The 21389-nt window shown below is 72.8% G+C and carries 14 protein-coding genes; 2 read left to right on the top strand and 12 right to left on the bottom strand.

The genetic code is table 11. From position 1 onward, the window contains the following. Position 1: 1 nt before the first annotated feature. The 3 genes from P8A18_RS24720 to P8A18_RS24710 all read right to left on the bottom strand — a co-directional run bounded on the left by P8A18_RS24720 (position 2) and on the right by P8A18_RS24710 (position 6159). Entirely contained in the window at positions 2–1858 is a 1857-nt protein-coding gene (locus P8A18_RS24720) for an acetolactate synthase large subunit (protein WP_306057735.1), read from the bottom strand. A 215-nt stretch (positions 1859–2073) separates the two neighbouring features. Continuing rightward, positions 2074–4917, bottom strand: coding sequence for a putative bifunctional diguanylate cyclase/phosphodiesterase (locus P8A18_RS24715; RefSeq protein WP_306061127.1), 2844 nt, complete (start codon positions 4915–4917; stop codon positions 2074–2076). A gap of 279 nt (positions 4918–5196) precedes the next feature. After that, positions 5197–6159, bottom strand: a complete 963-nt coding sequence (locus P8A18_RS24710; protein WP_306057733.1) for a 2-hydroxyacid dehydrogenase — start codon at positions 6157–6159, stop codon at positions 5197–5199. 174 nt (positions 6160–6333) lie between these two features. Here P8A18_RS24710 and P8A18_RS24705 point away from each other — a divergent pair, with 174 nt between their 5' ends. Both P8A18_RS24705 and P8A18_RS24700 read left to right on the top strand, forming a co-directional pair. Further along, complete coding sequence (locus tag P8A18_RS24705) at positions 6334–7290, top strand: aldo/keto reductase (RefSeq protein WP_306061125.1); 957 nt, start codon at positions 6334–6336, stop codon at positions 7288–7290. Between the two features lie 191 nt (positions 7291–7481). Beyond that, entirely contained in the window at positions 7482–8672 is a 1191-nt protein-coding gene (locus P8A18_RS24700; RefSeq protein ID WP_306061123.1) for a PQQ-dependent sugar dehydrogenase, read from the top strand. 18 nt (positions 8673–8690) lie between these two features. Here the strand turns inward: P8A18_RS24700 and P8A18_RS24695 are convergent, their stop codons facing one another. The 9 genes from P8A18_RS24695 to P8A18_RS24655 form a co-directional block, all read right to left on the bottom strand. Further along, positions 8691–11831, bottom strand: coding sequence for a helix-turn-helix transcriptional regulator (locus tag P8A18_RS24695; protein WP_371933789.1), 3141 nt, complete (start codon positions 11829–11831; stop codon positions 8691–8693). 75 nt (positions 11832–11906) lie between these two features. Next, positions 11907–12086, bottom strand: a complete 180-nt coding sequence (locus tag P8A18_RS24690; protein ID WP_306057729.1) for a hypothetical protein — start codon at positions 12084–12086, stop codon at positions 11907–11909. Positions 12087–12318: 232 nt separating this feature from the next. Continuing rightward, positions 12319–12903, bottom strand: a complete 585-nt coding sequence (locus P8A18_RS24685) for a hypothetical protein (RefSeq protein WP_306057727.1) — start codon at positions 12901–12903, stop codon at positions 12319–12321. A gap of 65 nt (positions 12904–12968) precedes the next feature. Continuing rightward, the gene (locus P8A18_RS24680; protein WP_306057725.1) at positions 12969–15182 is read right to left on the bottom strand and encodes an MMPL family transporter; all 2214 of its coding nucleotides are present in this window, start codon (positions 15180–15182) and stop codon (positions 12969–12971) included. A gap of 248 nt (positions 15183–15430) precedes the next feature. Then, positions 15431–16939, bottom strand: coding sequence for an Asp-tRNA(Asn)/Glu-tRNA(Gln) amidotransferase subunit GatB (gene gatB / locus P8A18_RS24675; protein ID WP_306057723.1), 1509 nt, complete (start codon positions 16937–16939; stop codon positions 15431–15433). A 17-nt stretch (positions 16940–16956) separates the two neighbouring features. Then, positions 16957–17190, bottom strand: coding sequence for a hypothetical protein (locus P8A18_RS24670; protein ID WP_018553212.1), 234 nt, complete (start codon positions 17188–17190; stop codon positions 16957–16959). Between the two features lie 5 nt (positions 17191–17195). Continuing rightward, positions 17196–18698, bottom strand: a complete 1503-nt coding sequence (gene gatA / locus P8A18_RS24665; protein WP_306057719.1) for an Asp-tRNA(Asn)/Glu-tRNA(Gln) amidotransferase subunit GatA — start codon at positions 18696–18698, stop codon at positions 17196–17198. A gap of 5 nt (positions 18699–18703) precedes the next feature. Continuing rightward, positions 18704–19000 (bottom strand): Asp-tRNA(Asn)/Glu-tRNA(Gln) amidotransferase subunit GatC, encoded by a 297-nt coding sequence (gene gatC, locus P8A18_RS24660; RefSeq protein ID WP_018102521.1) that lies wholly within the window; start codon positions 18998–19000, stop codon positions 18704–18706. A gap of 99 nt (positions 19001–19099) precedes the next feature. Continuing rightward, positions 19100–21280, bottom strand: a complete 2181-nt coding sequence (locus P8A18_RS24655) for a putative bifunctional diguanylate cyclase/phosphodiesterase (protein ID WP_306057715.1) — start codon at positions 21278–21280, stop codon at positions 19100–19102. Positions 21281–21389: the final 109 nt, after the last annotated feature.

Raw genomic sequence — 21389 nt, 5'->3', positions numbered from 1 at the left:
CTCAGTCGTCTTCGTTGTCACCGAAGTCGGGGCGGACACCGCGGGCGGCCATGACCTCGTCGTTGGAGGTGCCGGCGGCGACCATCGGCCACACCATGGCGTCCTCGTGGACGATGAAGTCGATGACGACCGGGCGGTCGTTGATCGCGTTGGCCTCGGCGATGACCTTGTCCAGATCGGCCGGGTCCTCGCAGCGGATCGCGTAGCAGCCCATGGCCTCGGAGAGCTTGACGAAGTCGGGCACCCGGGTGCCCTTCGCCGCGTTGCCGTCCGTGTCGGCGCCGGAGTGCAGCACGGTGTTGGAGTACCGCTGGTTGTAGAAGAGGGTCTGCCACTGGCGGACCATCCCGAGCGCGCCGTTGTTGATGACGGCGACCTTGACCGGGATGTTGTTCAGGGCGCAGGTGGTGAGCTCCTGATTGGTCATCTGGAAGCAGCCGTCGCCGTCGATCGCCCAGACCGTGCGGTCGGGCATGCCGGCCTTGGCGCCCATCGCGGCGGGGACCGCGTAGCCCATCGTCCCGGCGCCGCCGGAGTTCAGCCAGGTGGAGGGCCGCTCGTACTGGATGAAGTGCGAGGCCCACATCTGGTGCTGGCCGACGCCCGCGGCGAAGATCGTGTCCGGCGGGGCGAGTTCGCCGATGCGCTGGATGACCTGCTGCGGGGAGAGGCTGCCGTCCTCGGGGAGGTCGTAGCCGAGCGGGTAGGTCTCGCGCCAGCGGTTGAGGTCCTTCCACCAGGCGGTGTAGTCGCCGGCGTTGCCCTCGGTGTGCTCCGCCTGGACTGCCTGGACGAGGTCGGCGATGACCTCGCGGGCGTCACCGACGATCGGGACGTCGGCCGCGCGGTTCTTGCCGATCTCCGCCGGGTCGATGTCCGCGTGGACGATCTTGGCGTACGGGGCGAAGCTGTCCAGCTTGCCGGTGACGCGGTCGTCGAACCGGGCGCCGAGCGCGACGATCAGGTCGGCCTTCTGGAGCGCGGTGACAGCGGTGACCGAACCGTGCATGCCGGGCATTCCCACGTGCAGCGGGTGGCTGTCGGGGAAGGAGCCGAGCGCCATCAGGGTGGTGGTGACGGGCGCCCCGGTCAGCTCGGCCAGGACCTTCAGCTCGGCGGTGGCGCCGGCCTTCATCACGCCGCCGCCGACGTACAGCACCGGGCGCCTGGCCTGGGTGATGAGCCGGGCGGCCTCGCGGATCTGCTTGGCGTGCGGCTTGGTGACCGGGCGGTAGCCGGGCAGGTCCATGACCGGCGGCCAGCTGAAGGCGGTCTTCGACTGGAGCGCGTCCTTGGCGATGTCGACGAGGACGGGCCCCGGACGGCCGGTGGAGGCGATGTGGAAGGCCTCGGCGATCGTGTGCGCGATGTCCTCGGCGCGGGTGACCAGGAAGTTGTGCTTCGTGATCGGCATGGTGATGCCGCAGATGTCGGCTTCCTGGAAGGCGTCCGTGCCGATGGCGCCGGAGGCCACCTGGCCGGTGATCGCGACCATGGGCACGGAGTCCATGGCGGCGTCGGCGATCGGGGTGACGAGGTTGGTGGCGCCGGGACCCGAGGTGACCATGCAGACGCCGACCTTGCCGGTGGCCTGCGCGTAGCCGGTGGCCGCGTGGCCCGCGCCCTGCTCGTGGCGGACCAGGATGTGGCGGACCCGGGTGGAGTCCATCAGCGGGTCGTACGCCGGGAGGATGCAGCCGCCGGGGAGGCCGAATACCGTGTCGGCCCCGACTTCCTCAAGAGAACGAATGAGGGACTGCGCGCCCGTGAGGTGCTCAACGGAGGCGGCGGGCGATCCGCCGTTACGGGCCCGCGGCTGGGGATGGTGGGCCCCGGTGGCCTGCTCGGTCATCGGCATTCTCTTCTCGAAGCTGAGGTTTCTGCGAGTGTTTTACGACGTTTTGCGAGGTTCGGTGCAACAAAAAACCCCTCGTGCCGTGAGGCAAGCGAGGGGAGCGCGCCGGTGCGGTCTGCAGAGTGTCATGGAGGGACTCTGCTTCAGCCGACGCGCTTTCCAAGTACGAGAATTCGGGTGCGCATGGCATTGACCCTCTCTCCGACGCACGCGGAGTGTCAAGCGGGTGGGACGGGTGTCTCACCATGTGAGCCGGTGAGGGAGGGGACCCAGCCGCCCGTCAGGACCGGCTGCGCGGGCACCGTGCCCGGGACCGGGAACGTACCGCGGACCAGGGCGCGGCGCAGCCGGTATTCGTCTAGCGGCCCGGAGAAGGCCATGCCCTGGCCATGCGTACAGCCCATGGCGCGCAGCGCGAGAACCTGCTCGGGGACGTCCACGCCGTCGGCGACGGACTGCATGCCGAGGTCGCAGGCGATCCGCAGCAGACCGCTGGTGATCTTGTGCAGCCGGGCGGACTCGACCACGCCCTCGACCAGGCCGCGGTCCAGCTTGAGCACGTCGATGGGGAGCCGGCGCAGGGCGTTGATCGCCGCGTAGCCGCTGCCGAAGCCGTCGAGCGCGATGCGCACGCCGAGGCGGCGCAGGGCGGCGAGGCGCTGTTCCAGGTCCTCGAAGGAGACCCGTGGGTCGCTGTCCGCGACCTCGATCATGAGCGCCCCGGAAGGCAGCCCGTACCGCGTGAGCAGCGCCTCGACGGAGCCGGCCGGCAGGGCCCGGTCGAGCAGCCGGCGGGCCGGGAGGCGGACGGCCACGGAGACCTGGTGGCCGGCCCTGGCCCGGTCGGCGGCCTGCTCGACGGCCTCTTCGAGGAGCCAGCGGCCGAGCTCCGCGGTGCGGTCGCCGTCCTCGGAGATCCGGAGGAACTCGGCGGGGGTGAACAGGATGCCCTGGGCCGAGCGCCAGCGGGCCTGGGCGGCGACGGCCGCGACCGTGCCGCTGGCCAGGTGCACCACGGGCTGGTGCAGGAGCGCGAACTCGCCGTCCCGCAGGGCGCTGCGCAGCCGGGTCGCCAGCTCGGAGCGGCGCACGACATCGGCCTGCATCTGCGGGGCGTACAGCTCGACGCGGTTCTTGCCGCCGGCCTTGGCGCGGTACATGGCGAGGTCCGCGTTGCGCATGAGGTCGTTGGGGGTGATGCCGGGCTCGGCGAAGGCGACGCCGATGGAGGCGGTGACCCGGACCTCGCCGGCCCCGATGCGGTAGGGCTCGGAGAGCGTGAGGCGCAGCCGGTCGGCGATCTCGTGGACCTGGCACTCGCGGGCGTCCTGCTCGCGGCCCGCGTCGCCGACGATGAGGGCGGCGAACTCGTCGCCGCCGAGGCGGGCGGCGGTGTCCCCGGCCCGGACGGCGTCCTGGAGGCGGCGGGCGGCCTGGATGAGCAGTTCGTCGCCCGCCTGGTGGCCGAGCCGGTCGTTGGCCGCCTTGAAGCCGTCCAGGTCGATGAAGAGCACGGCGGTGCCCGCGTCCCCGGCCCGGCGCCCGCCCAGCGCCTGGCGGACCCGGGTGGTGAACAGCGCGCGGTTGGGCAGGTCGGTGAGCGGGTCGTGCTCGGCGTTGTGCTGCAACTGGGCCTGGAGGCGGACCCGTTCGGTGACGTCCCGGCTGTTGAGGATCAGGCCGCCCTGGTGGCGGTTGACGGTGGACTCGACGTTCAGCCAGTCGCCGGAGCCGGAGCGGAAGCGGCACTCGATGCGGGTGGTGGGCTCGTCGGCGGGCGGGGCGGCGAGGAAGCGGCGCACCTCGTGGACCACCCGGCCCAGATCGTCGGGGTGGATGATCGAGGAGAGCTCGGCGCCGACCAGCTCGTCCGGGTCCCGCCCGTAGACGCCGACGGCCGCGGGGCTGACGTAGCGCAGGACGCCGCTGGGGGCGGCGATCATGATGACGTCGCTGGAGCCCTGGACCAGGGAGCGGAAGTGGTTCTCCTTCTGGGCCAGTTCCTGGGTGAGGGCGATGTTGTCGACGAGCATGATGCCCTGGCGGACGACGAGCGCGAGCACCACCGTGCACCCGGTGAAGACGACGACGCGGTCGACGCGGCGGCCCTCGATGACGTTGTACAGGATGCCCAGCGTGCAGACGGCGGCGGCGAGATACGGGGTCAGCGCGGCCAGCGAGCCGGCGATGGGGCGGCTGGTGGTGCGCGCCCCGGTGGCCGCCGGGTCCTGGACAGCGTTGTCCGCCTCGCGGGCGGCGCCCCAGGGGGCGTACGCGAGGAGCAGCGAGCCGGCGAACCAGCCGGCGTCGAGCAACTGCCCCGAGTGGTAGGTCTGGCGCAGCAGCGGCGAGGTGAACAGGGCGTCGCACAGGACGGTCAGGGCGAGCGCGGCGATGGCGGTGTTGACCGCGGCGCGGTTGACGCTGGAGCGCCGGAAGTGCAGGGCGAGCACCATGGAGACCAGCACGATGTCCAGCAGTGGATAGGCCAGCGAGAGGGCGGCGCGGGCCACGCTGTCGCCCTCCACGTCCGCGACGTGCGCGGTGTGGGCGAGAGCGAGGCTCCAGGAGAGGGTCAGGAGCGAGCCGCCGATCAGCCAGGAGTCGAGGGCCAGGCAGACCCATCCGGCCCGGGTGACGGGCCGCTTGGCGAGGACGAGGAGGCCGACGATGGCGGGCGGCGCGAAGCAGAGGTAGAAGAGGTCGGCGAGGGAGGGGCTCGGCACCGGCACCCCGCGCACGAACTCGTACCAGCCCCATACGGCGTTGCCGCCCGACGCCATCAGCGAGGAGAGCGAGAAAAGCAGCCAGGCGGGCCGGAGTCTGTTGTCCGCGGCGCGGGCGAACAGGAAGCAGGAGACGGCGGCGGCCAGCGCGGCGGCACTGAGGCCGAAGTCGCCCATGAACAGGGCGACCCGGACCGAGCCCCAGCCGGTGGCCGCACCCACCGCGTATCCCCCGCAGACGAGGCCGAGGACGAGCTGCGCGAGCAGCGCGGACGCGCGGCCCACCCCGGGCTGCCCGGCGATGAGCGCTCCGCGGGTGCCCGCCGGGGCGCTCACCTCGGTGCCCCCGAGGTGCCCGGCCGGCTGCGGCGCCGGTACACCGGCCCCCTGACCGGTCGCCGGCCCCGCGGTGTCGGATCGTTCGCCCATCGGCCGTCCATCGCCCGTCGCCCCCCTCGCGTGTGGCTGGCTCCCCGGCGCCGTCCCTGCCACGGCGCAGCCCCCCTTTCGGGACGATACACCAGACTCGTCACTCAGGGACATAGTTCCTCTACTCTCCGTGACGACCTGCGGTGTTGTGGACACGGAACGGAACCGGACGTGCTCGGTGCGTGCTCAGCCGGTGGTGCGTACGACGTTGTCCAGCGGCTCGCCCGCGGCGAACCGCGTGAGCTGTCCGGCGATCAGCCGCTTGGCGCGCGGCAGGAACGCGGAGGTGCTGCCGCCGACATGCGGAGTGATCAGGACGTGGGGAGCATGCCAGAGGGGGTGGCCCGACGGCAGCGGTTCCGGGTCGGTGACGTCGAGAGCGGCGCGCAGCCGGCCGGATTCCAGTTCGGACAGCAGGGCCTCGGTGTTGACGACCGGGCCCCGGGCGACGTTGACCAGCAGCGCCCCGTCCCGCATCGCGGCGAGGAACCCCGGGCCCACCAGCCCCTGTGTGGAGGGGTTCAGCGGGGTGGAGAGGATGACGACGTCGGCCTCGGGCAGCAGCGCGGGCAGGTCGTCGAGCGTGTGTACGGGTCCGCGTGCGGTTGTCCGCGCGGAGCGCGCGACGCGCGCGACCCGCGCGCACTCGAACGGCGCGAGCCGGTCCTCGATGGCCGAGCCGATCGATCCGTACCCCACGATCAGCACGGACTTGTCGGCGAGCGACGGGTAGAAGCCGGACCGCCACTCCTCCTTGTCCTGGCCGTGCACGAAGCCGGGGATGCCGCGCAGCGAGGCGAGGACCAGCGCGAGGGTCAGCTCGGCGGTGGACGCCTCGTGGACGCCCTTGGCGTTGCACAGCCGTACGCCCGCGGGCAGTCCGGCGAGACCGGGCTCGACGTGGTCGATGCCCGCCGACAGCGTCTGCACGACCCGGACCCCGCTCATCGCGCCGAGCGGCCGGACCGCGACGTCCAGGCCCTTCATGTAGGGGACGACGTAGTAGGCGCAGTCGGCGGGGTCGGCCGGGTAGTCCTGCCCGCCGTCCCAGAAGTGGTAGGTGAGGCCCTCGGGAAGCCCCTCGATCTCGTCGGCGGCGAAGGGCATCCAGACGTCGGGCCCGGGGGCGGAGTGCGTGGTGGAAGTCATGGTCAGGAGGCTATGCGAAGCCGGGCGGGAGGCAGAGGTTAGCTTTGGGGGGTGGTGCGAGGTCGTGTCCGTGAGGTCCCGTCGCACGCCCGCGGGCCGGGCGGGACTTTACGACACGGCCGAGGGAGGTTCGGGGAGTTGGAGCGCAGGAGTCTGGGTGCGGCGGCGCTCGCCGTGGGTGCGGTCGGTCTCGGCTGCATGCCGATGAGCTGGGCGTACAGCGCCTCGCAGCAGCGGGGCGACCGTGCGCTGCGCGCGGTGCACGCGGCGCTCGACGCGGGCGTCGATCTGCTCGACACCGCTGACATGTACGGCCCGTTCACCAATGAACTGCTGGTGGGGCGGGCACTGAAGGGGCGCCGGGCGGAGGCGTTCGTCTCCACCAAGTGCGGTCTGCTCGTGGGCGATCAGCACCTCGTGGCCAATGGCAGGCCCGGCTATGTGCGACGGGCCTGCGACGCCTCGCTCAGGCGGCTCCAGACCGATGTGATCGACCTGTACCAGCTACACCGGGCCGATCCCGAGGTGCCCGTCGAGGAGACCTGGGGCGCGATGGCGGAGCTGGTGGCCGCGGGCAAGGTCCGGGCGCTGGGGCTGTGCGCGGTCGGGGCGCGGGCCGCGCGGCGGCCGGGTGCGCGGACGTATGACGGAACGATCCGGCAGCTGGAGCGGGTTCAGCAGGTCTTCCCGGTCAGCGCGGTGCAGGCGGAGCTGTCGGTGTGGTCGCCGCAGGCGCTGGAGTCGCTGCTGCCGTGGTGTGCCGCCCGGGGCGTGGGCTTCCTGGCCGCGATGCCGCTGGGCAACGGCTTCCTGACGGGGACGCTGACGCCCGGGCAGGGTTTCGAGCCGGAGGATCTGCGGGCCAGGCATCCCCGCTTCACGGCGGAGATGATGGCGGCGAACCAGCCCGTGGTGGCGGGGCTGCGCCGGACGGCCGAGCGGCACGGGGCGACGCCCGCGCAGGTGGCCCTGGCCTGGGTCCTGCGCCAGGGGCACCAGGTCGTTCCGGTACCGGGCACCAAGCGGGAGCAGTGGGCCGTCGAGAACGCGGGCGCGGCCGGCCTCGCGCTGACCGACCGGGACCTGGCGGAGATCGACCGGCTCCCGGCGGCGCGCGATTCCTGGGACTGAGCCGGCGGGGGAAGCCCCGACAACCCGGGCCGGAAAGTGCCCGGGTCGGTAACCCCGAGGGCTGCCGCGGTGTAAGAACACATAGACAAGCGGCCGTCGAAGGGATCGGTGCGGTGTTCGGATCAGTGCAGGACCCGGTGGGGCGTCGTACGGGGCCCGGCGGGGGTGGCCGCGGGGCGCGGCGGGGCGCGGTGGCCGTGCTGGCGGCCGGTGCCCTGCTGCTCGCCGCGGGGTGCACCTCGCAGGACGACGCGGAGAGTCCGGCGGGCCGGGGCACCGGTTCACCGGCCGGCTCGCCCTCGGCCCCGCCCGGGAAGTCCGCCTCGCCGTCGCCGTCCGCCTCGCGGCCCCCGGCCGATCAGCCGCCCGCCAAGGGCTCGGTGACGGTGGTGTCGACGCTCACCAAGGGGCTGAAGTCGCCGTGGGGCCTCGCGGCGCTGCCCGGCGGTGACCTCCTGGTCGGTTCCCGCGACGAGGGGACGATCACCCGGATCGACGCGAAGAGCGGGAAGAAGACGCTGCTCGGCACCGTCCCCGGGGTGGCCCCGGCCGGCGAGGGCGGGCTGCTGGGCATCGCCGTGTCCCCGGACTTCGGCACGGACCACCTCGTGTACGCGTACTTCACCACGGCGTCGGACAACCGCATCGCCCGCATGCTCTACGACGAGAACGGCTCCACCCCCGGCCAGCAGCTCGGCGCCCCCGACACCATCCTGCGCGGCATCCCCAAGGGCACCATCCACAACGGGGGCCGGATCGCCTTCGGCCCCGACCACATGCTGTACGCGGGCACCGGCGAGACCGGCGACGACGGGCGCGCCCAGGACAAGGAGTCCCTGGCCGGCAAGATCCTGCGGATGACGCCCGACGGCGAGCCGCTGCACGGCAACCCGGAGGCGGACTCCGTGGTGTATTCGTACGGGCACCGCAATGTGCAGGGGCTGGCCTGGGACGCGGAGAAGCGGCTGTGGGCCTCGGAGTTCGGCCAGGACACCTGGGACGAGCTGAACCTGATCGAGCCGGGCGGCAACTACGGCTGGCCGGACGTCGAGGGCACGGCGCACGAGAAGGGGTTCCGCGACCCCGTGGCGCAGTGGAAGACCTCCGAGGCGTCGCCGAGCGGGATCGCCTACGCCAAGGGCTCGATCTGGATGGCCGGGCTGCGCGGCGAGCGGCTGTGGCGGATTCCGCTGTCCCGTGAGGACGGGGCGGACAAGGAGCCCCTGGCGGACCCGCAGGCGTTCCTGGAGGGCGAGTACGGCCGGCTGCGGACCGTGCTGGCGGCGGGCGGCGACAAGCTCTGGCTGGTCACCAGCGAGACCGACACCCGCGGCACCCCGAAGGCCGGCGACGACAGGATCCTGCTGATCGAGGTGGAGTAGGGCCCGGCGGCGGCCGGCTCACGGATTCTCCGGCACGCGGTACAGGCGCAGCCGGTGGGCCAGGGCCGCCGCCTCGCCCCGGCCGGTCACGCCCAGCTTGGCGAGGATGTTGGAGACGTGGACGCTGGCGGTCTTGGGCGAGATGTACAGCTCCTCGGCGATCCTGCGGTTGGTGAGGCCCGCCGCGACCAGCCGGTGCACGTCCTGCTCGCGCGGGGTCAGGCCGAAGGACTCCACGGCGGCGGCCGCGGCCCGCAGCTGCTCCTCGGAGGGGTCCCGGACCGGGGGCGGCCCGGGGGCGCCGGTCTCGTCCGGGACGACGACCGCCGCCGGTATCTCCTCGGCCGGCGCGTCCCCCGTGGCGGTGAGGGTGATGCGGGCGCGGCCGGCCAGCAGCTCGATGGTCTCGGTGAGCGGGCGGGCGCGGAGGCCCACGGCGGTGTCATGGGCCTCGCGCAGCAGGCCGGTGGCGGTGGCCCGGTCACCGGAGGCGACGAGCAGCGCCTCCGCCCAGCGGTGGCGGATCTGCGCCAGTTCGTACGGGCGGTGCAGCGGGGCGAAGGCCCGCGCGGCGCCGGCCCAGTGGTCGGGGGTGTCGGTCCCCTCCGCCCTGGCCAGCTCCGCGTCGATCAGCAGCACATGGGCGGCCCACACCGGGACGAGGGCCGGCAGCCGCTTGAGGTGGGTGCGGACCAGGTCGAGGATGGCGGGCCGGTCGGGCTCGGTGGCGGGCAGTCCCCGGGCGTCGGCCTCCGCGGCGGCGACGACGTGCAGCATCGGGAAGGCGTACCGCTGGGTGCCGGTGGGGAAGCCCTCGGCGGCCTGGGCCCGGAAGGCGGCGCGGGCCTCGGGCAGCCGGCCCTGCTGCACGGCGAGCTGGATGGCGTGCCGTACGGGGTTGATGAAGTGCTGCGGCTGTGGGTCGCTGGAGCCGAAACACCTGCGGGTCAGCGCGAGTTGGCGCTCGGCCTCGACGAGGTCGCCGCGCGCGACGGCCACTTCGGTGCGGCGGGCGGCGACGAGCCCCTGCGACTTGCGGGACAGCGACTTGCGGGCGGCCGCGTCGGTGGTGGCCACCGCCTCGTCCCAGCGCCCCAGCGCGAACAGGGACATCGCCTGGTTGGTGCGGACCCAGGCCTCCATGTCCGCGACGCCGTGCTCGTGGCAGATCCCGATGCCGTGGTCGGCGGCGGTCACCGCTTCCAGGGAGCGGCCCATGGCCTCCAGGGTGGAGGGGAGGTTGATGCTGGCGCGGCCCATGATGTCGATGAGGCCCAGCTCGTCGGCCCGGTCGCGGACGGCGTACATCTCGGCGATGCCCTCGTCGACGGCCCCGGCGTCCGCGTTGAGCCAGCCGCGGGTGAGCCGGGCGTGCAGCTCGATGTACTCGTCGCCGACCAGTTGCGCGTACTCCACGGCCCGGTCGGCGGCGGCCAGGGTGTCGGCGCCGGGGAGGTGCAGGGCGCCCCAGCCGGCCACCATCATCAGGACGTCCGCGTGCACCGCCGACGGCGGCAGGCCCCGCACCAGCCGTTCGGCCGTGGCCAGCTCCTCCCAGCCGTCGCCGCGGGTGAGGTCCTGGACCAGGCGGGAGCGCTGCACCCAGAACCAGGCGGCGCGCAGGGCGTCGTCCTCGCTCTCCAGGATGCGCAGCGCCTTCTTGCAGATGGCGAAGGCCCGTTCGCGCTCTCCGCCGAGGCGGGCGGCGACGGTGGCCTCGGCCATCAGGTCGAGATAGCGCAGCGGGGTGCCGCCGTCCCGCCCGCAGGCGGGGTAGACCTCGGCGTAGTCGATGGGGCGCAGGGTCGCGCGTACCGCCTCGGGGGCGTCGTCCCACAGCTCCAGCGCCCTTTCCAGCAGCCGCAGTTGTTCGGCGTAGGCGTTGCGGTGGCGGGCTTCGACGGAGGCCTTCAGGACGGCGGGCAGCGCCTTGGCCGGGTCGTGCGCCCCGTACCAGTAGCTGGCCAGGCGGGTGGCGCGCTCGCCGCCCGCCACCAGGCCGGGGTCGGCCTCCAGGGCCTCGGCGTAGCGGCGGTTGAGCCGTGAGCGTTCGCCGGGGAGCAGGTCGTCGCTGACGGCCTCGCGGACCAGGGAGTGGCGGAAGCGGTAGCCGTTGCCCTCCGGGGTCGTGAGCAGCAGGTTGGCGCCGACGGCGGTGCGCAGGGCCTCGATGAGGTCGTCCTCGGCGAGCCCCGCGACGGCGGCGAGCAGCTCGTACTCGACGGCGGAGCCGCCCTCGGCGACGATCCTGGCGATCTTCTGGGCGTCGTCGGAGAGCGCTTCGACGCGGACGAGGAGGAGGTCGCGCAGCGAGTCGGGCAGGCCGGCCCCGTCCCCGCACTCCAGGGTGCAGGCCAGCTCCTCGACGAAGAAGGCGTTGCCGTCGGAGCGCTCGAAAATCTCGTCCACGAGGGCCGGTTCGGGGGTGTCGGCGAGGATGCCGGCGAGCTGGCGGCGGACCTCGGACCGGGTGAACCGGGCGAGTTCGATGCGGCGGACGGTGCGCAGCCGGTCCAGTTCGGCGAGGAGGGGGCGCAGCGGGTGGCGGCGGTGGATGTCGTCGGCGCGGTAGGTGCCGACGACGACGAGGCGGCCGCTGCTCAGGGTGCGGAAGAGGTAGGCGAGGAGGTGGCGGGTGGAGGAGTCCGCCCAGTGCAGGTCCTCCAGGACGAGGACGACGGCCCGGTCGGCGGAGATGCGCTCCAGCAGCCGGACGGTGAGTTCGAAGAGGCGGGCGGTGCCGAGCTCGTCGAAGCCGTCCCGGCCCGTCTCGCCCAGCTCGGGCAGGAGCCGGGCCAGCTCGCCCTCCTGGCCGGCGCAGGCGGCGGCCATCTCCTCGGGCAGCGCGCGCAGCAGGGCGCGCAGGGCGGTGGAGAAGGGGGCGTACGGCAGGCCGTCGGCGCCGATCTCGACGCAGCCGCCGACGGCGACGACGGCCTCGCGGCGGACGGCCACGGCGAGGAACTCCTCGACCAGGCGGGTCTTGCCGACCCCCGCCTCGCCGCCGATGAGCAGGGCCTGCGGTTCGCCGCCGAACCCCCCGACGGCGCCGGAGGGTTCGGCGGTGGCGCGGGTGAGCGCGCCGGTGAGCGAGGTGAGTTCGCCGGTGCGGCCGACGAACACGGGGCTGACTGACCTGGTCTCCACGTGGCCGAGCATCGCACACGGGTCCGACAACGCGGCCGGAATTTCCCGGGCGCTCATGCCGTGCGGTCCCGGTCCATCGGGCCCGCCCTACGCGGCGTGGGTGAACCGTTCCCAGGCGCCGGCCGTACTCACCGGCCTCTCGCCGTCCTGGTGTGCGGAACCGCGGGCGGACCGGCGGGCGCCCCGGGCCTCCCTGACGAGCCGCTGGTGGTCGGCGCGGCGGACCAGTTCGGCCTGCATGATCTTGTGGAGTTCGAGCTCGTACATGGGATGTCCCCCTGGTTGACGGGCCCGTCCGGGCCTCGGCGGCGGCAGTTCATCTGCCGTGCCACCACTCTCGTCCCCCAGGGGGGTGCGCCACATCGGGCGAGTTCCGCATCTGTGGGGTGCGGGGGCCTTAGGCGCGGGTCCGTACCACCGCAGAGGCCCGGCCGATCCGCCCGGCCATGCCTTAGGGCCGTGACCGGGGTCCCCTATCCCGCCGTGGGAAGGGCGTCCGCTATCCCGCCGTGGGAAGAGCCACGATGAGGTCGAAGTACATCGCCACGGAGATCAGCACGCCGAGGGTGCCGAGCGCGATGCCGCCCTTGGCCACCGAGCGGACCCAGCCGGCCTGCGGGTGCGTGGTCGGGGCGCCGAACGCGGGCCGGACCAGGACGTAGCAGCCGACCAGCAGGGCGAGCAGGCCGAACAGGCCGTTGACCAGGGCGGTGGCGTGCCAGGCGTCGCCGTATATCTCGGAGATCTGCTGGGCGGCGGAGCCGCCGGACGATGTCTTGATCTGGCCGATCAGGGTCTCGCGCTCGGCGGCGACCCGGCTGGTCCAGCCGCCCGTGAGCGAGACGACGCCGAGTCCCGCGGAGACCACGGCCGCCGCGGCGGCGACGAGCCCGGAGGACTCCTCGTCGTCGGTGTCGTGCTCGTCGGCTTCGAGTTCCGCGTCCGCCTCGGCCCCCCGGCCCGCCTCGTCGGTGTCCTGCTGGTCCGCGTCCTTCGCCGCGGTGTCGGTGACGTTCTCGGTCGTCTTCTCGCCGTCGCCCTCGGCGACGGGGGCTTTGGGAGTGGTGGGAGTCGTGGGGTTCATGGGACGCACGCTAGGTGGCGCAGATGAGAGGCCGCTTAACGGCCGGCGGCGCCCCGCGCGCGCGGTCAGTGGACGCGCTCGGCGATGGCCTCCTCGCGGGCCGGCGCCCCCGGGGCCGGGACGCGCGGCACGGCGCGGTCGGGCGGTTCGATGCTCAGGCGGGGCAGCCGCCGCTCCAGCCAGCCGGGCAGCCACCAGTTCGCCCCGCCCAGCAGGTGCATCAGCGCCGGGACGAGCAGGGTGCGCAGGACGAAGGCGTCCAGGGCCACGGCCGCCGCCAGGGCGATGCCGAACATCGCGATGACCCGGTCGCCGCTCAGGACGAAGGCGAGGAACACCGAGATCATGATCACCGCGGCCGAGTTGATCACCCGCCCGGTCTCGGCGAGGCCCACCCGGACCGCGCGCCGGTTGTCGCCGGTCTCCAGCCACTCCTCGTACATCCGGCCGACCAGGAAGACCTGGTAGTCCATGGAGAGGCCGAAGAGGACCGAGACCATGATGACCGGGAGGAAGGGCTCGATGGGGCCCGCGCTGCCGAGGCCCAGCAGTTCGCTGCCCCAGCCCCACTGGAAGATCGCGACGACGACACCGAACGACGAGGCGACCGCCGCGACGTTCATCGCGGCCGCCTTGAGCGGGATGCCGATGGAGCGGAAGGCCATCAGCAGGAGCAGGCAGCCGAGCCCTATGACGACGCCGATGAACAGCGGCAGTTTGCCGATGATGACCTGCGCGAAGTCGTCGTAGCTGGCCGTCACCCCGCCCACATGGGTCTCCAGCGAGGTGTTGTCCGCCGCCTTCGGGAGCACGTCCGTGCGCAGCCGCTCGACCAGGACGCTGGTCTCGCGGGACTGCGGCGAGGAGTCGGGGACGACGGTGACGAACGCGGTGTCGCCGCCCGCGTTGTACGTGACCGGGTGGACCCGGGCCACCCCGTCGACGGCCCGCAGGGTGGCGGGCAGGGCGTCCATCGCGAGCCGGTCGTCGGCGCCGTCCAGGTGCGCGGCGATGGTCAGCGGTCCGTTGACACCGGGGCCGAAGCCGTCGGCGAGCAGGTCGTACGCCTGCCGGGTGGTGGAGGACCGGGCGTTGTTGCCCTGGTCGGAGCTGCCGAGGTGGAGCGAGAAGGTGGGCAGGGCGAGGACCAGCATCACGACGACGGCGAGGGAGCCCAGCAGTTTGGGGTGCCGTTCCACGAAGGCGGACCAGCGGGCGGCGAGGCCGGTGGGCGATTCGGGCTGCGGCCCGTGGGCGGCCAGCCGGGCGCGTTCGCGTCGGCTCAGCGCCCGCAGCCCGATGAGCGACAGCAGGGCCGGCAGCAGGGTCACCGAGGCGGCGACGGTCAGGACGACGGTGACGGACGCGGCGATGGCGACGCCGTTGAGGAAGCTCAGCCGCAGGATCAGCATGCCGAGCAGCGCGATGCAGACGGTGGCTCCGGCGAAGACGACGGCCCGCCCGGTCGTCGCGACCGCGTGCTGCGCGGCCTCGGGCACGGTCAGCCCGCGCCGCAGCCCTCTGCGGTGCCGGGTGACGATGAACAGCGCGTAGTCGATGCCGACGCCGAGCCCTATCAGCATGCCGAGCATCGGCGCGAAGTCGGCGACGGTCATGACGTGGCCGAGCAGCACGATGCCCGCGTAGGCGGTGCCGACGGAGACGAGCGCGGTGGCGATGGGCAGCATGCTCGCGGCGAGCGAGCCGAAGGCGAGGAAGAGGACGACGGCCGCGACGGCGACCCCGATGGCCTCGCTGAGGTGCACGGCCGGTGCCTCGGTGAGGGCGACGGCCGAGCCGCCCAGTTCGACGCGCAGGTGCGGGCTCTCGGCGGCCTTCGCGGTGTCCACGACCGCCTGGGCCTGCCCCACGGGGACGTCGTCGGCGCGCTGGTGGAAGGTGACGGTGGCGTAGGCGGTGCGCTCGTCCGCGCTGATCTGCGCGGCGCCGGTCTCAGTGTACGGTCCGTCGACCGCGCCGACGCCCGGCAGCCGCTCGACGGTGTGCAGGGTCCGGGTCATCTTCTGCTCGACGTCGTCGGCGCGCACGGTGGAGTCGTCGGTGTGCCAGACGATGGTGTCGGTGTCGCCGCCGAGATCGGTGAAGCCGCTCTTCAGCAGTTCGGTGGCCCGGCCGGACTCGGTGCCGGGCGCCTCGTAGTCGTTGGAGTAGGCCGACCCCGCGAACCCCGCGGCTGCGGCCGTGCCCCCGAGGGCGAACAGCCAGATGAGGACGGCGAGGAGGCGGTGCGTGACGCACCAGCGGGCGATGGCAGCCAAGGGACGTACTCCCTGCGGGTTCGTGCCTCCCCGGGGGCCCGACGAGCCGACCGCAGGAAAACGCATGACCTGAGAACGGCCACTCTCGCAGCCATCTGTGATCATTTGCCCGTTTCGTGGGGAGGGTCACAGGGGGCGGATCACCCTATGGGCGACATCGGCACCCCCGTACGAGGGACCCGGCACGGCGAAGGGGCGGCGCCCCCGGTCCGTACCGGAAGCACCGCCCCTCGGGGCCTGGGAAGGGCTCAGCCCTCGACGCCGAGCTTCTCCAGGATCAGCTCGCGCACCCGGGCCGCGTCCGCCTGGCCACGGGTCGCCTTCATGACCGCGCCGACCAGCGCACCGGCCGCCGCGACCTTGCCGCCGCGGATCTTGTCCGCGATGGCGGCGTTGCCCGCGATGGCCTCGTCCACGGCCGTGGACAGGGCGCCCTCGTCGGAGACGACCTTCAGGCCGCGCTTCTCGACGACGGTGTCCGGGTCGCCCTCGCCCGCGAGGACACCCTCCAGGACCTGGCGGGCCAGCTTGTCGTTGAGGTCGCCCGAGGCGACGAGCTCGGCCACCCGGGCGACCTGCGCCGGGGTGACGGGCAGCTCGTCCAGACCGCGGCCGGTCTCGTTGGCATTACGGGCCAGCTCGCCCATCCACCACTTGCGGGCCTGGTCCGACGGGGCGCCCGCCTCGATCGTGGCGACGATCAGCTCGACCGCGCCCGCGTTGAGGATGGACTGCATGTCGTGCTCGGAGACGCCCCACTCCTCCTTGAGCCGGGCGCGGCGCAGCCGCGGCAGCTCGGGGAGCCCCTTGCGCAGTTCCTCGACCCACTCGCGGGCCGGGGCGACCGGCACGAGGTCGGGCTCGGGGAAGTAGCGGTAGTCCTCGGCGTTGTCCTTGATGCGGCCGGCCGTGGTGGAGCCGTCCTCCTCGTGGAAGTGCCGGGTCTCCTGCACGATCGTGCCGCCGGAGTTCAGCACCGCGGCGTGGCGCTGGATCTCGAAGCGGGCGGCCCGCTCGACGGAACGCAGCGAGTTCACGTTCTTCGTCTCGGAGCGCGTACCGAACTTCTCGGTGCCGTTCGGGCGCAGCGACAGGTTGACGTCGCAGCGCATCTGGCCCATCTCCATGCGGGCCTCGGAGACGCCGAGCGCCTTGATCAGCTCGCGCAGCTCGGCGACGTACGCCTTGGCGACCTCGGGGGCGCGTGCGCCCGCTCCCTCGATCGGCTTGGTGACGATCTCGATGAGCGGGATGCCCGCGCGGTTGTAGTCGAGCAGGGAGTGGGACGCGCCGTGGATACGGCCGGTGGCGCCGCCGACGTGCGTCGACTTGCCGGTGTCCTCCTCCATGTGGGCGCGCTCGATCTGCACCCGGAAGATCTCGCCGTCCTCCAGCTGGACGTCCAGATAGCCGTCGAAGGCGATCGGCTCGTCGTACTGGGAGGTCTGGAAGTTCTTCGGCATGTCCGGATAGAAGTAGTTCTTCCGGGCGAAGCGGCACCACTCGGCGATCTCGCAGTTCAGCGCGAGGCCGATCTTGATGGCGGACTCGACGCCGATCTCGTTGACGACCGGCAGCGCGCCGGGCAGCCCGAGGCAGACCGGGCAGGTCTGCGAGTTGGCGTCCTGCTTCAGCTCGGTGGAGCAGCCGCAGAACATCTTCGTCTTGGTGCCGAGCTCCACATGGACCTCAAGGCCCATGACGGGGTCGTACGTCGCGAGGGCGTCCTCGTACGACTCCAGGTCGATGACAGTCACGGTGAAAACTTTCCCTCTCAGCCCAGCAGAACGTCGTCGTCGCCGAGACGCTTCAGTTCGCGATAGAGGATCGCGAGGCCCGTGACGATGGCGGCGGCGGACACCGCGGCGTCGACGAGCCGCAGCATGTCGTTGTCGTTGCGCGCGAGCTTCGCCTGCTTGGCGACGCTGATCGCGCCGAACGCGGTCGATCCGAGCGAGATGTACAGCCCGGTCTTCGACTTCTTGAAGTTCTTGGCCTGCTTTGCCATGGCAGTCACAGCGACGGAGCCTCCTCAAGCAGTGGGTGCCCCCACTTTTCCACGAATGCGGCCTCGACGGCGGCTCCGACCTTGTACAGCCGGTCGTCCTTCATGGCGGGGGCGATGATCTGCAGTCCGACCGGCAGGCCGTCCTCGGGCGCCAGGCCGCAGGGCAGCGACATGGCGGCGTTGCCCGCCAGGTTGGTCGGAATGGTGCAGAGGTCGGCCAGGTACATCGCCATCGGGTCGTCGGCGCGCTCGCCGATCGGGAAGGCGGTGGTGGGCGTCGTCGGGGAGACGATCACGTCGACCTGCTCGAAGGCCTGCTCGAACTCCCGCGTGATCAGGGTGCGGACCTTCTGCGCCGAGCCGTAGTACGCGTCGTAGTAGCCGGAGCTGAGCGCGTACGTGCCGAGGATGACGCGGCGCTTGACCTCGTCGCCGAAGCCGGCCTCGCGGGTGAGCGCGGTGACGTCCTCGGCGGACTTGGTGCCGTCGTCGCCGACCCGCAGGCCGTAGCGCATGGCGTCGAACCGGGCGAGGTTCGAGGAGCACTCGGACGGAGCGATGAGGTAGTACGCCGAAAGGGCGAGGTCGAACGTCGGGCAGTCCAGCTCGACCACCGTGGCGCCGAGCGACTTCAGCAGCTCGACCGATTCCTCGAAGCGCTGGACGACACCGGCCTGGTAGCCCTTGCCGGAGAACTGCTTGACGACACCGACGCGCATGCCCTGTACGGAGCCGCTCCGCGCGGCCTCGACCACCGGCGGGACCGGCGCGTCGATCGACGTGGAGTCCATCGGGTCGTGCCCGGCGATGGCCTCGTGCAGCAGGGCCGCGTCCAGGACCGTGCGGGCGCAGGGGCCGCCCTGGTCGAGGGAGGAGGAGAAGGCGACCATGCCGTAGCGGGAGACCCCGCCGTAGGTGGGCTTGACGCCGACCGTGCCGGTGACGGCGGCGGGCTGGCGGATGGAGCCGCCGGTGTCCGTGCCGATGGCGAGGGGGGCCTCGAAGGAGGCGAGGGCGGCCGACGAGCCGCCGCCGGAGCCGCCCGGGATGCGGGTGAGGTCCCAGGGGTTGCCGGTGGGGCCGTAGGCGCTGTTCTCGGTGGAGGACCCCATGGCGAACTCGTCCATGTTGGTCTTGCCGAGGATGACGACGTCGGCGGCCTTCAGCCGCTGGGTGAGGGTCGCGTCGTACGGCGGGACCCAGCCTTCGAGGATCTTCGAGCCGACGGTGGTCGGCATGTCCTTCGTGGTGAAGATGTCCTTCAGCGCGAGCGGGACGCCGGCCAGCGGGCCGAGCTTCTCGCCGGCCGCCTTCTTGGCGTCCACCGCGCGGGCCTGCGCGAGCGCGCCCTCGCGGTCGACGTGCAGGAAGGCGTGGACCTTCTCGTCCACGGCCTCGATCCGGGCCAGGTGGGCCTCGGTGACCTCGACGGCGGTGAGCTCGCCGGAGGCGATCTTCGCGGCGATCTCGGCCGCGGTGAGCTTGATGATGCTGCTGATGTCCGTCATGGCTGTCAGTCCTCCCCCAGGATCTGCGGCACCTTGAAACGCTGCTGCTCCTGGGCCGGGGCCCCGGAGAGCGCCTGCTCGGGGGTGAGAGACGGGCGGACCACGTCCGCCCGCATGACGTTCGTCAGCGGCAGCGGGTGGGAGGTCGGCGGTACGTCTTGGTCGGCGACCTCGGAGACGCGGGCGACCGCGCCGATGATGTCGTCGAGCTGACCGGCGAAGTGATCGAGCTCTTCGCCCTTCAGCTCCAGACGCGCCAGCCGGGCGAGGTGGGCGACCTCCTCGCGCGTGATGCCAGGCATGCAGCGATCCTCAGGGGTTGGTGTGTGGTTTTGGCCCAATCCTATGGGGTCGCCGGCACCGCCCACGGCCACCTGCCTGATTCGCCGTCCGGGACGGTCCTACGGCGTCGAAGGCCGTGAACCGGCCGTCCGCCCGGAGGGGCGCTGCTCCAGCTCGGGCGTCGGCGCGGCGGCCGCCACACTCGCCGCTGCCGCGGCGGCGGCGGCGGCCGCCGCGGCGGCCAGCTCGGCCGGGCGGCGCCAGCCGTGCTCGCCCCGGGCCCGCAGCCACGCGGTCGTCTCCTGGGGCGGCATCGCGGCCGCCACCAGCCAGCCCTGGACCGCGTCGCAGCGCAGGTCCCGCAGCCGCTCCCAGGTCTCGTCGTCCTCGACGCCCTCGGCGACGACCAGCAGCCCGAGCGAGTGGGCCAGGTCGATCGTGCAGCGGACGATCTCCGCGTCCTCGTGGTCGATGGCGAGCCGGGCCACGAAGGACCGGTCGATCTTCAGCTCGCTGACGGGCAGCCGGCGCAGATGGACCAGGGAGGAGTACCCGGTGCCGAAGTCGTCCAGGGACATCTTCACGCCGTGCCCGGTCAGCCCGGCCAGGGTGTCGGCGGCCCGTTGCGGGTCCTCCAGGAGTACGTGCTCCGTTATCTCCAGCTGGAGCGCTCCCGCGGGCACCCCGTGCCGGGCGAGCCGGGCCGCGACGCCGCCCGCGAACCCGGGGGTGTGCACGTCGCGCGGGGAGACATTGACCGCGACGGGTACGAAGAGGCCCTGCGCGCGCCACCGGGCGACCTGGGCGAGCGCCGTCTCCAGGACGTACTCCGTCAGGTGCGGCATCAGCCCGGAGGACTCGGCGATGGCGATGAACTCGTCCGGGGGGACCCGGCCGCGCTCCGGGTGCACCCAGCGCACCAGCGCTTCGAGCCCGGCCACCTGGCCGTCGAAGCGGACCTTGGGCTGGTAGTGCAGCTCCACCTCGCCCGCGTCCAGCGCGCGGCGCAGATCGCCGAGGAGGCCGAGCCGGTCCGGGGTGTTGCTGTCGCGCTTGGACTCGTAGACCTCCACGCCCGTGCGGTCGCGCTTGGCCTGGTACATCGCCACGTCCGCCCGGCGCAGCAGCCCCTCCGCGTCCAGCGCGTGTTCCGGGAAGACGGCGACGCCCGCGCTGGCCTCCAGGACCAGGGTGAGCCCGTCCAGGTCGAGCGGCGAGGACAGCTCGGCGACCAGGTGGCGGGCGACGCGCTGGGCGCTGGTGGTGGAGTCGGCGGTGGGCAGCAGGACGGCGAACTCGTCGCCGCCGAGCCGGGCCGCCTCCGCGCCGCGCGGCAGGGCGAGCCGCAGCCGCTCCGCTATCTGGAGCAGCAGCCGGTCGCCCGCGAGATGGCCGAGGGTGTCGTTGACCGCCCGGAAGCGGTCGAGGTCGATCAGGACCAGCCCGGTCCGGCTGCCGACGCTCTCGGCCTCCTCCAGCGCCGCCCAGGTCCGCTCCAGCAGCCACTGCCGGTTGGGCAGCCCGGTCAGCGGGTCCTTCAGCTGCTCCTCGGCTCGGGCACGGGCGATCCAGAGTGTGGAGTCGAGCGCGATCAGCGGCACCGCGAAGAGCGGCAGCAGGACGGGTCTGGCCATCGCGACGACGCAGATCAGGGGGGCGATGCCGAGCAGGGCGACCGCGACGAGGCCCTGACGGAGCATCGCGGTGCGGGCGACGGTGGGCAGGCCGCCGCCCGGCTGGGCCCGGGAGTACCACAGCAGGACCCGGGTGACGAGCAGATAGGTGGCGGCGGCGAGCAGCACCTCGGGGACGGCGGCGATGCCCCAGTCGAGTGGCTTCCACGGCATCTCGACGGACTGCACCTCGCCGAACGCGGCGAGCACCAGCGCCGCCGCGCCGACCCCGAGGATGTCCACCGCCCCGTGCAGCAGCCCCTGCCACCAGCGGTGCCGGCGGGCGACGCCGACGAGGACGACCACGACGAGGCTCACCAGACCGGCGGGCACCCAGCCGTAGAGCAGCAGGACGGCCAGGGTGAGCGCGGCGCCGGAGCCGGTGCCGCCCCACCAGCGGTCGCGGCCGAGCGCGACCAGGTGGCCGACGACGATGCCGGTGAGGACGGCGAGCGACCAGCCGGCCTTGCCGTCGGGGAAGAGGGCGTGTCCCCCGCTCAGGGTGCGGTAGAAGCCGGTCGCGAGCTGGACCGCCGCGAGCGCGACGACGACGGCACCCACTTTGGGGGTGAGGCCGGCGAAACCCTGCAGCCGCGCCACCGGTGCGGCGCTCTCGGTCGGTTTCATTCCGTCCCTCTCACAGCCGGCGATGCCGATGTCACCCGATGATTCCGTGCCCGTGCCACCACGCCCCGGTCCTCGCCCGGTGGCGCGTCTTCCAACAGTAGGCCGCGGA

The sequence above is a fragment of the Streptomyces sp. Mut1 genome, assembly GCF_030719295.1.
In the GTDB taxonomy this organism is placed as follows: domain Bacteria; phylum Actinomycetota; class Actinomycetes; order Streptomycetales; family Streptomycetaceae; genus Streptomyces; species Streptomyces castrisilvae.
This window is presented reverse-complemented; position numbering and strand designations above follow the sequence as displayed.

What these genes read in the sequence shown, in the direction of transcription:
- P8A18_RS24720 (WP_306057735.1), bottom strand. Translation starts at nt 1,858, where the DNA reads ATGCCGATGACCGAGCAGGCCACCGGGGCCCACCATCCCCAGCCGCGG.
- P8A18_RS24710 (WP_306057733.1), bottom strand. Translation starts at nt 6,159, where the DNA reads ATGACTTCCACCACGCACTCCGCCCCCGGGCCCGACGTCTGGATGCCC.
- P8A18_RS24695 (WP_371933789.1), bottom strand. Translation starts at nt 11,831, where the DNA reads ATGCTCGGCCACGTGGAGACCAGGTCAGTCAGCCCCGTGTTCGTCGGC.
- P8A18_RS24690 (WP_306057729.1), bottom strand. Translation starts at nt 12,086, where the DNA reads ATGTACGAGCTCGAACTCCACAAGATCATGCAGGCCGAACTGGTCCGC.
- P8A18_RS24685 (WP_306057727.1), bottom strand. Translation starts at nt 12,903, where the DNA reads ATGAACCCCACGACTCCCACCACTCCCAAAGCCCCCGTCGCCGAGGGC.
- P8A18_RS24670 (WP_018553212.1), bottom strand. Translation starts at nt 17,190, where the DNA reads ATGGCAAAGCAGGCCAAGAACTTCAAGAAGTCGAAGACCGGGCTGTAC.
- gatA (WP_306057719.1), bottom strand. Translation starts at nt 18,698, where the DNA reads ATGACGGACATCAGCAGCATCATCAAGCTCACCGCGGCCGAGATCGCC.
- gatC (WP_018102521.1), bottom strand. Translation starts at nt 19,000, where the DNA reads ATGCCTGGCATCACGCGCGAGGAGGTCGCCCACCTCGCCCGGCTGGCG.
- P8A18_RS24655 (WP_306057715.1), bottom strand. Translation starts at nt 21,280, where the DNA reads ATGAAACCGACCGAGAGCGCCGCACCGGTGGCGCGGCTGCAGGGTTTC.